This is a genomic window from Carnobacterium sp. TMP28 (assembly GCF_047553015.1).
Taxonomy (GTDB): Bacteria; Bacillota; Bacilli; order Lactobacillales; family Carnobacteriaceae; genus Carnobacterium_A.
This window is the reverse complement of sequence record NZ_CP180212.1, coordinates 2,256,416-2,269,817: the sequence shown is the minus strand read 5'-3', so window position 1 is coordinate 2,269,817 and position 13,402 is coordinate 2,256,416. Positions and strand designations below refer to the sequence as shown.

General features: G+C 34.5%; 11 protein-coding genes. 8 read left to right on the top strand and 3 right to left on the bottom strand.

The window, feature by feature from the left end; all coding sequences use genetic code 11:
- The first annotated feature begins 19 nt into the window (after positions 1–19).
- The 4 genes from rpmH (at position 20) to jag (ending at position 2,276) form a co-directional block, all read left to right on the top strand.
- Complete coding sequence (rpmH, locus tag ACMHYH_RS10840) at positions 20–154, top strand: 50S ribosomal protein L34 (protein ID WP_085558938.1); 135 nt, start codon at positions 20–22, stop codon at positions 152–154.
- 90 nt (positions 155–244) lie between these two features.
- Complete coding sequence (rnpA, locus tag ACMHYH_RS10835) at positions 245–583, top strand: ribonuclease P protein component (protein WP_414839391.1); 339 nt, start codon at positions 245–247, stop codon at positions 581–583.
- A gap of 36 nt (positions 584–619) precedes the next feature.
- On the top strand, positions 620–1,453 hold the full coding sequence (gene yidC, locus ACMHYH_RS10830; RefSeq protein WP_414839390.1) for a membrane protein insertase YidC: 834 nt from the start codon (positions 620–622) through the stop codon (positions 1,451–1,453).
- Between the two features lie 43 nt (positions 1,454–1,496).
- Positions 1,497–2,276: an RNA-binding cell elongation regulator Jag/EloR gene (jag, locus tag ACMHYH_RS10825; protein WP_414839389.1), complete on the top strand. Its 780-nt coding sequence runs from the start codon at positions 1,497–1,499 to the stop codon at positions 2,274–2,276.
- 137 nt (positions 2,277–2,413) lie between these two features.
- Here the strand turns inward: jag and ACMHYH_RS10820 are convergent, their stop codons facing one another.
- Complete coding sequence (locus tag ACMHYH_RS10820) at positions 2,414–3,649, bottom strand: amidohydrolase family protein (RefSeq protein WP_414839388.1); 1,236 nt, start codon at positions 3,647–3,649, stop codon at positions 2,414–2,416.
- Positions 3,650–4,080: 431 nt separating this feature from the next.
- Between ACMHYH_RS10820 and treP the strand changes: the two genes are divergently transcribed.
- Both treP and treC read left to right on the top strand, forming a co-directional pair.
- A complete protein-coding gene (gene treP, locus ACMHYH_RS10815) occupies positions 4,081–5,598 on the top strand; it encodes a PTS system trehalose-specific EIIBC component (RefSeq protein WP_414839387.1) in 1,518 nt (505 codons plus the stop codon).
- A 22-nt stretch (positions 5,599–5,620) separates the two neighbouring features.
- The gene (gene treC, locus ACMHYH_RS10810; RefSeq protein WP_414839386.1) at positions 5,621–7,288 is read left to right on the top strand and encodes an alpha,alpha-phosphotrehalase; all 1,668 of its coding nucleotides are present in this window, start codon (positions 5,621–5,623) and stop codon (positions 7,286–7,288) included.
- A gap of 45 nt (positions 7,289–7,333) precedes the next feature.
- Here treC and treR read toward each other — a convergent pair whose 3' ends face one another.
- Positions 7,334–8,059 (bottom strand): trehalose operon repressor, encoded by a 726-nt coding sequence (gene treR, locus ACMHYH_RS10805; protein WP_414839385.1) that lies wholly within the window; start codon positions 8,057–8,059, stop codon positions 7,334–7,336.
- 195 nt (positions 8,060–8,254) lie between these two features.
- Positions 8,255–8,998 (bottom strand): 3D domain-containing protein, encoded by a 744-nt coding sequence (locus tag ACMHYH_RS10800; RefSeq protein WP_414839384.1) that lies wholly within the window; start codon positions 8,996–8,998, stop codon positions 8,255–8,257.
- Positions 8,999–9,835: 837 nt separating this feature from the next.
- On the opposite strand from ACMHYH_RS10800, the gene mnmE reads away from it, so the two are divergent.
- Together mnmE and mnmG are read left to right on the top strand one after the other, a co-directional pair.
- Complete coding sequence (gene mnmE / locus ACMHYH_RS10795) at positions 9,836–11,224, top strand: tRNA uridine-5-carboxymethylaminomethyl(34) synthesis GTPase MnmE (protein ID WP_414839383.1); 1,389 nt, start codon at positions 9,836–9,838, stop codon at positions 11,222–11,224.
- Positions 11,225–11,278: 54 nt separating this feature from the next.
- The gene (mnmG, locus tag ACMHYH_RS10790; protein WP_414839382.1) at positions 11,279–13,174 is read left to right on the top strand and encodes a tRNA uridine-5-carboxymethylaminomethyl(34) synthesis enzyme MnmG; all 1,896 of its coding nucleotides are present in this window, start codon (positions 11,279–11,281) and stop codon (positions 13,172–13,174) included.
- The last annotated feature ends 228 nt before the right edge of the window (positions 13,175–13,402 follow it).

Here is a 13,402-nt window from a genome sequence, read left to right as displayed (position 1 = left end):
CGTAGGAGGTGTATTACGAATGAAAAGAACTTACCAACCTAAAAAACGTAAACGTCAAAAATTACATGGCTTCCGTAAACGTATGAGTACAAAAAATGGACGTAATGTATTACAAAGTAGACGCCGTAAAGGCAGAAAATCATTGTGTGCATAGATCACTGAACGTTTCAGTGGTCTTTTTTTTCTTTTTTTTTATTAATTTTGAAAAGAGTAGTCTAAGAAAAAGAGATGAGAGGTTATTTGAATGAGAAAAGCCTATCGTGTCAAAAAAGAATCAGATTTTCAAAAAGTCTTTCATAATGGAAAATCGACAGCTAATCGACAGTTCGTTCTATATATATTAGATAAAAAAGATCAGCCACATTTTCGTGTGGGATTATCTGTTGGAAAAAAAATTGGAAATGCAGTTGTTAGAAATAGTGTTAAAAGAAAAATACGACAAAGCTTAACAGAATTAAAGCCTAAATTAAAAACGGAGAAAGATTTTATTGTTATCGCCCGTAAACCAGCGGCAGATATGTCAGTAAAAGAAACTAAAAAAAGTTTAATTCACGTTTTGAAATTGGCTAAGATGTTAGATTAGCTTATTTTTTTATTTACAGAATGTGGAGGGAAAACGATGAAAAACCGTAAGCGATTACTCCTATTGCTAGGAACTGTCTTGCTAGCTGTTGTGCTAGTCGGTTGTGGAACTGCGCCTATCAATGCTGATAGCACAGGTTTCTGGGATCGATATATTGTATTAAATTTTTCACGCGTGATTATTTGGTTATCAGATTTATTTAGCGGAAGTTATGGACTGGGCATTATAGTCTTTACTTTATTAATTAGAGTTGTTTTGTTGCCTTTAATGCATGGTCAAACTAAAAGTACGCGTAAAATGAGTGAAATACAGCCTCGCCTAAAAGCTTTACAAGCTAAATACTCTTCTAAGGATGCTGAAACACAAGGTAAACTGAAGGAAGAAACGTCTAAACTTTATTCTGAGGCAGGAGTAAATCCAGCTGCTGGTTGTTTGCCTTTAGTCATTCAAATGCCACTTTTAATGGGCCTTTACCAAGCTATTAGTCGGACTGAACAATTACGTTCGGGTAGTTTTTTATGGTTGAATTTAGGGAAGCCAGATCCAATTTTTATATTGCCAATTGTAGCAGCTGTTTTAACATATGCCACGACTAAATTATCTACCATGAGTCAAGCAGAATCAAATCCAGCGATGTCATCAATGATGTATATGATGCCAGCGTTAATCTTATTTATGGGTATTACGTTACCTAGTGCGTTGTCTTTGTACTGGGTAGTGGGAAATGCGTTTTCTGTTGGCCAAACGTTGCTTTTAAATAATCCATTTAAAATTATAAAAGAACGTGAAGGCAAACTTCAAGTTGAACGCGACCGTCAACGTACATTAGAAAAAGCGTTAAATCCGAAAAAGAAAAAGAAAAAGAAGTAATCTTTACTATCGTTTAACAGAAGGTAGAACGGAGGATAAACAGATGAATAAGTACACAGCTCAAGCAGCAACAACAGCAGAAGCCATTCAAAAAGGATTAGAAATTTTGGGTATCAATAAAGAAGACGCTTCTATTGAGATTGTTACTGAAGGAAAGAAAGGTATCTTTGGATTTGGTAAAAAATACGCAATAGTGATAGTAGAAAAACGCTTGATTATTGATGAAGAAAAAACGAATGAACAAAAAAAGATACTCACTCAAGCATATTCTGAAACACTAACGGAGGGCACAACAATAGAAGTCCTGAAGTTAGAAGATGAGACAGATAAAAGTGACCTATCAAAAAATCAAGTTGTTCAAGATGATGATAAAGCATTACAATTGGTTTCTGATTATTTAGTAGATATTTCTAGTAAAATGGGAATTGAAACGACGGTCACAACGGATGTTAATTTATCTGATCGACAAGTAGTTTTTCATATCCATACTGAGAATGCTGGTTTAATGATCGGCAAACATGGTAGAATTTTAAATGCTTTGCAATCGCTCGCGCAAGTTTTGTTGTATCAGCAGGCTAAAACTAAATTTACTGTTATAGTAAACGTTGGTGATTACCGTGAAAGACGTGAAGCTAGTTTGAAAAATGTAGCTGAACGTACTGCTGAGAAAGTTGTACGTACTAATTTACCTGTTTTTTTAGAACCAATGCCTGCTTTTGAAAGAAAGCAAATCCACTTTTATTTAAGTAAAAATAAACGTGTCACAACGCATTCTGAGGGCAATGAACCACATCGTTACTTAGTTGTTGAACCACTAAAATAAATAGATTATTTGAGTATCTTGAGCAGCGCAACAAGCTCAAGATACTTTTTTTATTTCTTGAACGTGACTAGCTAAACTAGCCTTTATAGGGGAACAAAACTAAACTCCAACAGACTTATTGAAGTTTAGTTGATTGCCTATTCTTTTTTATCCATTTCAATAGCAATTTTTCGGAAATGAGTCATCTGCTTTGAAAGGTTGTGACGTAAAGTTGATAAGTCTTGTTGAACAAGCAATTTATCGCGTACAATCCATTTTCCGTTAATCATGACATCTTGTACATTACTAGCATTAGCTGAATAGACTAGTACCGAATAAGGATCAAAAATAGGAAACATGTTAGCTGAATTCGTTTCTACTAGAATCAAATCAGCTTTTTTACCTTTTTTTAAAGATCCAATCTTACTAGCCAGACCTAGTACTTCAGCACCTCCAATAGTAGCCATTCGGACGATATCACGAGCTGGGAAAGCAGAACGATCTTGTAAGAGTGTCTTATGAAAATTAGCAAATAGTTTCATTTGAGTGAATAAATCTAACGTATTTCCACTACTAGGCCCATCTGTTCCTAGGCCAACCCTCAAACCAGCTTGAATCATTTTTTGTACTGGTGCAACTCCTTTAGCAGATTTTGTATTGGCACCGATACAATGAGAGACAGCTACATCAGCTTCTTTAAGAATTTTAATATCTTCATCATTAAAAAATATACCATGAGCGGCAATAACTTTTTTATTTAAGATAGCCAAATCAGCTAAGAAGCCTGAAGCAATTGCTCCGCGGTATTGGAAGCCCATGCGACGAGTTGGCGTATAAGTTGTCATATAGATAGCTTCTTCTACAGGCATGCCGCATTCAATAGCTAGACGTACGTTGGTATCCAAATGCCCCTCTAGTAAATCATCCGCCATAATATCATCAGTAATGAGAGCAACGTGTTCATAAAGACCATAATCTACAATGGTTTTAATATTTTCTGGAGTAATCGATTTTTTTTGCAATTCTAAGAAAATACCATTGGTTACTTTTTCTAAAATGGATTCAGGTGTTTGCTGAGTATGATCGGCTGTCAGACCAGCAAACATAAATTTAGCTAATGTTTCTCCTGAAACATTAGGGATGTGTCCTTCTAAAGGCATGAATGGTTTTGTATCTTGAACTTTTTTTAAAATTTGTCTGATTAAAGAGTTGGGTTCGTCGGTAATGCCTTTGAAGTTCATAGCTTCACCCAAAGCAATGACTTTTGGGTGTTTTAAAAGTGACACAACTTCCTTTACTTCAATTAACCCGCCCGTTGTTTCTAATTGAGGTGTGGTAGAAGGAACAGAAGAAGGAATGGCATAAAAGATATCTAAGTAGGTTTTTTCTTGCATGAAGGCTTCCATTCCTGCTTGTCCAAAGACAGTAGCAATTTCGTGAGAATCTGCTACAACTGTAGTAATTCCATAAGATAGATCAGCTCCTTAGAAAATAGAAGGAGGGATCATAGAACTTTCAATGTGCATATGACAATCAATAAAGTCTGGAATAAGATATTTTCCATTCGCATGTAGTATTTTTTGGTTTGAGATAACGTATATTTTCCTCACTGGTAAAATAAAATTTTTCACCAGATACAGCTATATTTTTCTTTTCAAAAATTTTTCTAAAGATATTAAACGAAATAAATAAAAAAGACTATCGCTTTTTTTTAAAGTAATTAGTTCTTATATAGATAAAACGCTTGCATTATTTTTTAAAATAGTATATATTCAACTTGTATATACAAGTTAGGTTTAACTTATTTATAAGGAGGAAAAAAAGAATGGCAGATTATAGTCAAGATGTAAAACAATTACTGGAATATATTGGAGGTTCTGCTAATATTTCAGCAGTCAGTCACTGTGCCACTCGGATGCGTTTTGTATTAAACGATCCATCACTTGCAGATAATAAGAAAATAGAAGATATTTCAGCAGTCAAAGGAACGTTTACTCAAGCAGGTCAATACCAAGTTATTATTGGAAATGATGTAGCTACTTTTTATAATGAATTTACAAAGATTTCTGGAAAAGAAGGCGTATCAAAAGATGATGTAAAAATAGCTAGCAAGCAAAATCAAAATCCAATTCAGCGAGCTATGTCTGTATTAGCAGAAATATTCACTCCCATTATTCCCGCAATTATTGTTGGTGGATTAATTTTAGGATTTAGAAATATTTTAGGAGAAATCCAGATGGAGTCATTAGGTCAACTTATGATCGATGGAATGGCTCAATTTACTGATGCAGGAGCTCCGATTTATAATCGAATTGTTGATGTTAGTCAATTTTGGAATGGTGTAAATGGTTTCTTATGGTTAATTGGTGAAGCGATTTTTCACTTCTTACCAGTAGGAATCACTTGGAGTATTGCTAAAAAAATGGGAACCACTCAAATTTTAGGAATCGTTTTAGGTATCACATTGGTTTCACCACAACTATTGAATGCTTACGGTGTAGCCGGAACTGCAGCAGCAGATGTTCCTTTTTGGGATTTTGGTTTTTTCCAAATTGATATGATTGGATACCAAGCTCAAGTTCTTCCAGCAATGCTTGCAGGATTCTTATTAGCTTATTTAGAATTAGGCTTGAGAAAAATTATTCCACAAGCAATTTCTATGATTTTTGTTCCGTTTTTCGCATTAGTTCCAACAGTCCTGATTGCTCATACAGTTTTGGGGCCAATAGGTTGGGTTATTGGAGGATGGATCTCAACGCTAGTTTATACTGGTTTAGGTAGTTCTGTGAACTGGTTATTTGGTGCACTATTTGGATTTTTATATTCACCACTTGTTATTACGGGGTTACACCATATGACAAATGCTATCGATTTGCAGTTAGTTGCTGACTTTGGTGGAACAAATCTGTGGCCAATGATTGCTTTATCAAATATTGCACAAGGTTCAGCTGTCTTAGCGATTATTTTCTTACATCGTGGCGACAAAAAAGAAGAGCAAATTTCGATTCCAGCAGCTATTTCTTGTTATTTAGGTGTAACAGAACCAGCAATGTTTGGAATCAATATTAAATATATTTATCCTTTCGTAGCTGCAATGATTGGTTCAGGTATTGCCGGAATGATTTCAACACTATTTAACGTTACAGCTAATTCAATCGGAGTAGGTGGGTTACCAGGACTTCTTTCTATCCAAAATGAATACTGGTTTATCTTTATTATTTGTATGGGTATCGCAATTGTTGTACCTTTTGTCTTAACAATCGTTTTCCGTAAGTACAATATTTTTAATAAATCTGATCAAATAGAACAAGCAATGGTTACTGAACCAGAATTAGGTAAATAAGTAAAAGAAAGTAGGAATAAAAGTGACTGCGTTTCATGAAAAAGTCGTCTATCAAATCTATCCCAAATCTTTTAAAGACTCAAATGGAGATGGAATTGGTGATTTAAAAGGAATTATTGAAAAAATCCCTTATCTAGCCAGTTTGGGAGTGGATATGCTTTGGATTAATCCATTCTTTTCTTCTCCTCAAAAAGATAATGGTTATGATATTTCTCATTATACTGAGATTGATCCTTTATTTGGAAAGATGGAAGACTTCGAAGCGCTCGTAGAAGAAACCAAAAAAAATCAGATGGAAATTATGTTAGATATGGTTTTGAATCATACATCCATTGATCATGAGTGGTTTCAAAAGGCATTAGCAGGAGAAAAAAAGTATCAAGATTATTATTTGTTACGTAAACCGAAATCAGACGGAAGTCATCCGACTAACTGGGTATCAAAATTTGGTGGACCAGCTTGGGAGCCATTTGGTGATACAGGAAAGGAATACCTTCATTTATATGATGTTTCGCAAGCAGATTTAAATTGGCGTAATCCTGAAGTTAGGAAAGAGGCTTTCAATGTAGTGAATTATTGGTTAAACAAAGGCGTAACAGGATTCCGATTTGACGTGATTAATGTTATTGGAAAAGATGAAAATTTAATCGATGCCCCAGATGGCGTAGGGAAAGCGTTGTATACTGATCGGCCAATAGCACATGAATACATCCATGAGTTAAATAAAGAAACATTTGGAAGAAAAGAAGCGATTATGACAGTTGGGGAGATGTCTTCTACTACTATCGAAAATGGAGCAGCCTATTCAAACCCTGAAAATGAAGAGTTATCTATGCTCTTTAGCTTTCATCATTTGAAAGTAGATTATTTAGATAGTGAAAAATGGAGTCTAATGCCTTTTGATTTTATGGAACTCAAACGTTTACTAAATAATTGGCAAACAGGTATGATGGAAAAAAATGGTTGGAATGCATTATTTTGGAATAACCATGATCAACCTCGTGCGATTAGTCGTTTTGGAGATCCTGAAAACTACTTTTATGAGTCGGCAACTGTTCAAGCTCAAACTATTCATTTACTAAGAGGAACGCCTTATATTTATCAAGGAGAAGAAATAGGAATGACAAATCCTGGCTTTTCAACGCTAGCTGATTACGTCGATATAGAAACACACAATGCTTATGCCGAATTGATTGATAAAGGCTTATCATCTAAAGAGGCAATGGCCATCATTAAAGAAAAATCTAGAGACAATAGTCGTACTCCTATGCAGTGGTCTGATGAAGATAATGCTGGTTTTACCACAGGTCAACCGTGGTTGAAAGTAGCAGAGAATTACCGTCAAATTAATGTAGAAAAAGAAGAAGCGACAGGAAGTATTTTATCGTATTACAAAAAATTAATTCAATTGCGTAAGAAAATGAAAGTTATTTCAGAAGGAGATTACCGAGGTATCTTGTTGGAGCATACAAGTGTCTATGCTTATGTAAGAGAGTATGAAGGACAACAATTACTAGTTTTAAATCATTTTTATGGTCAATCGGTTAGTGTTGATATTCCTGAAGAATTTATAAATAAACAAATGAGCTATTTAATCGGAAATGGAGATAAGCGTGAGTTGACTTCTCAATTTACGATAGGGCCATACGAAACAGTAGCATTTTATTTCAACGATAAAAGCAAGAAGTAAAAAACAACAAAAGATACCTCGTCTGACAGGTATCTTTTGTTGTTTTTATTTAAGTTCGTTTGGGTTTTTACGACGGGCAAAATCTACGAAACGAAATCGGTCTAAACGATGCCTAGACTCCGTATATTGAAACAAAGTCGTATCTTCTAAATAAACATCACTACGAACAACGACTACATGAGTGTCACCGTTTAAATCCATCAATCGCTTATCCTCAGAAGTAGCTAATTCAACGATGATTTCTTTTTGTGCGTAACTGATGACTAAGCCTAATACATTTTCAATATAGCTATACAAAGAATCTTGGGCTGCTTCATTTGGTATATCAGAGATGACAGCAGTCAAAAGATAATCTTTGTCTAAAATAACAATTTCACCATCGACTTTGCGCTGTCTTTCTACATAAATAACTTCAGTATGTTCTGGTAATCTCAAACGCTCAGCTAAAGAACGTGGTAAATCTGTTTTAATATTTGAAGAAACAATCGTTTGGCTATTTATGTGCTGAGCAGTTTGCAATTCTTTGTAACTGGTCAAGCCAGAGATTGGAAAATCAAAACGTTTTATATCTAAAACAATCGAGCCTTTACCTTGCTGTTTTTGAATATACCCATTTTCTAATAATAAAGACAAGGCTTTTCGAATGGTTTCGCGAGAAACGTCGTATTTTTTGGCTAGTTCATTTTCGCTAGGTAAGAGATTGCCAGGTAAATAAATTTGATTGATAATAGCACCTTGAATTTCTAAAGATATCTCGTTAAATTTGTTCATAGTAAAATACCTCTCATTCCTTATTTTCCTTACCTAGTTTAGCATATTTAGCAACAAAAGTAGTGGAAATGACTAAATTCGCTAAAATAGTGACTGGTCTAAAAAAAATCTTCTAAGATATAAAAAGCCTATGCTTTTTTATACCTTAGAAGAATAGTTAATAGAATAACGAATAGGGAATAAATAAAATAATTCTTATTTAGAAACTTGGATAGTCAATGTTTGTCTACCAAAGTTAATTGCTGAACTAAGATTAGTCATATGAATATCAATACGATTTCCTTTAATAGCGCTACCTGTATCTCCAGCAATAAATGTTCCATATCCTGGTATAGTAATAGTAGAACCGAGGGGAATAAAATTCGGATCGACGGCAATAACATTAGGATTAACATTTAAGTTGATACCTGTTGCAGTTGTATCGCTTAGTTCAGGTTGATTCGTTGAATAGGCTGTTGCTTGAACAGTAACTGTTTGTCCTGTCGTTTGTTGAGTAGGCGTCTCTATTGAAGCTTCTACTGGAATTTCTTGTTTTGGAGCTTCTACTTCCACAACCTCTTTTTCTGGAGTGACATCATAACTAACCTTTTTATCTTCTTTTTCAATAGTAACAATTGAGTGATCTGCAGATAAAGAAATCGTATTTCCAGTGTAAATAATATTAGCATTATTAATATCGTTAACATTGATTAAAGAATCAAGAGAGGTCTCAGTTGCAGCTGCAACTGAAGAAAGAGTGTCACCCCATTGGATAGTATATTCAGAACTACCGTCTTCGTTCATTTTAATGCTTTCTTTGATTTCAAAAACAGACCGTGCTTCCCATGTTGAAGCGTTGTATTCTGCTGCTGCTACTTCTACTGGATTTGAACTAGCGATAACACCCGTAAGTGCTAGCGTTGTACTAGCGATAAATAATGTTGATTTTAAGTTAAACATATTGATTTAATCTCCTTTTTTGTTTTCTTCAGTGGTAGAGAATCATTTTTGACTACATGTGGTAAGAGGAAGTGACTGTAGTTTTAAGAATGATTTATCTCATGTTCATTGTAATCATCCGTTTCTATTACTTAAACGAAGGGGGTTATCCCTTCAACATTTGCTATCCTACCACGAATAAATACAAAATAAAGAAAAAAGCTTAATCGTTATATTCTCTTATTCTGTTTGTATTATTTAGTCAAAAAGTTATCAAAAAAAGCAAAAATTCAGTTTTTTTGTAAGAAAGAGCTTTCTTTGTCATTTAGTAGACATCTATTTGATTTATTTGTAAAAAAAAAAGCTTTTATAACGAAAAATGACAGATTTAGATACTTTAATTACCAAAAGAATGAGTGTTTAGCTAGCGAAATCAGCTGAACAGCTGAAAATCATGGTGATTTAGTATAAAAGACGAAACGACTGTAATATAAGATGGTTAGGTAATGAGAAGTAAAGAATAGCTAAACGACTTAGTTAATTCTTGGAATAGTTGAATAAAGAAAGAATGTGTTAGACTACAGATATCTAATATATATAGTAGAAAGATAAAAAATTCCAATGAATAGTTCATTTAGACAGTAGAAAAGAATGATAAATGTATAGCTAAGTTATTGACAAATAGTTAGAGAACTTGTATAGTCTAAACGGAACAGTGTTTTATTAAAAATACAACTAAATATAAATTTATCTGAATGATAAAAGTAGTCAAAGTGCTTTATCCATTCCATTTGATTTCAACAAATGGGTGGAGTGGGCACTTTTTTCGTGCAAAAAATTAAAAAGGAGTGAAGGGGTTTGTCATTAGAATTTGAAACAATAGCAGCTATTTCAACACCACCAGGAGAAGGTGCGATAGGGATCGTTCGCCTAAGTGGAGAAGAGGCATTAACGATTGCTGATCGTGTTTATAAGTCTGGTACAAAAAAATTGATAGAACAAAAAAGCCATACGCTTCATTATGGGCACATTGAAAACCCAAAGACAGGTGAAATAGTTGACGAAGTAATGATTTCAGTCATGCGGGCTCCTAAAACCTTTACACGTGAAGACGTTGTTGAAATAAACTGTCATGGTGGAATCACATCCGTTAATCAGGTATTACAAGTTGTTCTTCAATTTGGTGCGCGTTTAGCTGAGCCAGGAGAGTTTACTAAAAGAGCCTTCTTGAATGGGCGAATTGATTTATCACAAGCAGAAGCAGTGATGGATCTAATTAGAGCCAAGACAGATAGGGCGATGCATGTTGCTTTACAGCAACTTGATGGCAATTTATCGACATTGATTAGAAATTTACGCTCAGATATTTTAGATACCCTTGCCCAAGTAGAAGTGAATATTGATTATCCTGAATACGATGATGTAGAAACATTAACATCTAAACTATTAGTTGAAAAAGCGAAGATGGTAAAGATTCAAATCCAACACTTGTTGCAAACAGCTAGTCAGGGGAAAATCTTAAGGGAAGGTCTGGCTACAGCAATTATTGGTCGACCTAATGTAGGGAAATCTAGTTTGTTGAATTTCTTATTACAAGAAGAAAAAGCAATCGTAACTGAAATTGCTGGTACAACTCGCGATGTTATTGAAGAATACGTAAATGTTAGAGGAGTTCCTTTAAAATTAGTGGATACTGCCGGGATACGTGAAACAGAAGATATTGTAGAACGAATTGGTGTAGAAAAAAGTCGCCAAGCATTAGCAAATGCAGATTTAGTATTGCTAGTATTTAATCAAAATGAAAAATTGACTGAAGAAGATAATTTACTAATAAAAGCGACTGATCAAAATCACCGAATTGTTATTTTAAATAAAATGGATTTACCTAATCAATTAGATTTAACAAAGCTGGAATCACTAGTTGATCCTAATTCAATTGTCAAAACGTCTATTTTAACTAAATCAGGAATAGATATACTTGAAGAAAAAATTGCAAATTTATTCTTTGCTGGTGAAACTGGTGAAAAAGATGCAACGTATGTTTCTAATGTAAGACACATCGCCTTATTAAATGATGCAGAATCTGCTCTAGACGATGTTATTACTGGAATTGAATCAGGAATGCCCGTTGACCTTGTCCAAATAGATATGACTCGTTCTTGGGAGTTGCTTGGAGAGATTACAGGAGATAGTGTTCAAGACGAATTATTGACGCAATTATTTAGTCAATTTTGCTTAGGAAAATAAAAAAATGAAACACTTGTGTTCGATAGAGAACGCGAATAAGAGAGGAATGATTTGATGCAACAATATGAAGCAGGTAGCTTTGATGTTATCGTAGTGGGAGCAGGACATGCAGGTTCTGAAGCAGCCTTAGCTTCTGCAAGAATGGGAAGCAAGACCTTATTGATTACGTTAAACCTAGACATGATTGCTTTTATGCCATGTAATCCATCATTAGGTGGTCCAGCTAAAGGAGTAGTTGTTCGGGAAATAGATGCTCTTGGTGGCGAAATGGGACACAATATTGATAAAACATACATCCAGATGAGAATGTTAAATACTGGGAAAGGTCCAGCAGTAAGAGCTTTACGCGCGCAGGCAGATAAATTTATGTATGCAAATGAAATGAAACGTACGATTGAAACGACCGAGAATCTTGTATTAAAACAAGGAATTGCAGAAGAACTGATTATAGAAGAAGGGGTCTGTAAAGGAATTATCACCAATACAGGTGCTATTTACCGTTCAAAAGCGGTTATTTTAACAGCAGGGACTTCTTCGCGTGGACAAATTATTATTGGAGATCTAAAGTACTCTTCAGGTCCAAACAATTCACAACCGTCGATTAAACTTTCTGAAAATTTAATTGAGCATGGGTTCGAGTTGAATCGATTTAAGACAGGAACGCCACCCAGAGTTAAAGCATCTACTATAAATTATGACTTAACAGCAGAACAACCAGGGGATACAAAAGTAAATCATTTTAGCTATGAAACCTCAAATAGTGCTTATTTAAATGAACAATTATCTTGTTGGTTAACGTATACTAATGAGAAAACTCATGATTTAATCCAACAAAATCTGCACCGTGCACCAATGTTTACTGGGATTGTTGAAGGAGTGGGCGCAAGATACTGTCCGTCAATCGAAGATAAAGTAGTTCGTTTTAGTGATAAACCAAGACACCAACTATTTTTAGAGCCAGAAGGCAGCCATACAGAAGAAGTCTATGTCCAAGGGTTATCGACTTCGCTTCCTGAAGATGTTCAAGAAGACATTTTACACACTGTTGAGGGCCTAGAAAATGCTGAAATGATGAGAAGCGGCTACGCAATAGAGTACGATGTTGTTGTTCCTCATCAGTTGCGTCCGTCATTAGAAACAAAAGCGGTTGAAAACCTTTTTACAGCTGGACAAATGAATGGAACATCAGGTTATGAAGAAGCTGCTGGACAAGGTATAATGGCTGGAATCAATGCGGTTCTTAAAACGCAAGGCAAAGAACCTTTTGTGATGAAACGTAGTGAAGGCTATATTGGTGTTATGATTGATGATTTAGTAACGAAAGGAACAAGTGAACCTTATCGTTTATTGACATCAAGAGCAGAATACCGATTGCTATTGCGTCATGATAATGCTGATTTACGTTTAACAGAATTAGGCTATAAATTAGGCTTAGCAACAAAAGACCGTTACGAAGCACTTCTTATAAAAAAAGAACAAATAGAACAAGAAATGAATCGATTAGGTCAGATTCGATTAAAACCAACAGAAGATATCCAAGCATTTTTAGCAGAAAAAAATATCTCTCCATTAAGAGATGGTATTTTAGCACTTGATTTCTTACGTAGACCAGAAATTTCTTATTGGGATATTCTTACATTTGCACCGCTAGACGAAGCCTTACCTAGAGACGTAGAGGAACAAATTGAAATCCAAGTGAAGTATGAAGGATATATAAAAAAAGCTATTCAAAAAGTTGATAAATTGAAACGAATGGAAAACAAACGGATTCCTGAAAATATTGATTATTCTGTTATCAATGGAATTGCAACGGAAGCTAAACAGCGCTTAACACTCATTCAACCCGAAACGATTGCACAAGCAAGTCGTATCAGTGGTGTTAATCCAGCTGATATATCAGTTTTAATGGTTTATGTAGAGCAAGGAAAAATTACAAAAGTTTTAGCTTAATAGTAGTAAGAGCTAAAGGTTATATTATTGGAGGCTGGGGGAAACCTCAGTCTTTTTATTTGGTTAGATTTTAATAGTAGAATATATATCGAAAAGAAAATTTGTTAATTTCAGTACCGCTTAATATAAAATCTTGCAAATTTTTTTTAACGGAAAAAAAGGAATGAATTAATTTAAAGGCTTTACTTAAAGGATGGATTCGCTTATAATAACACTATTGAAGTCATT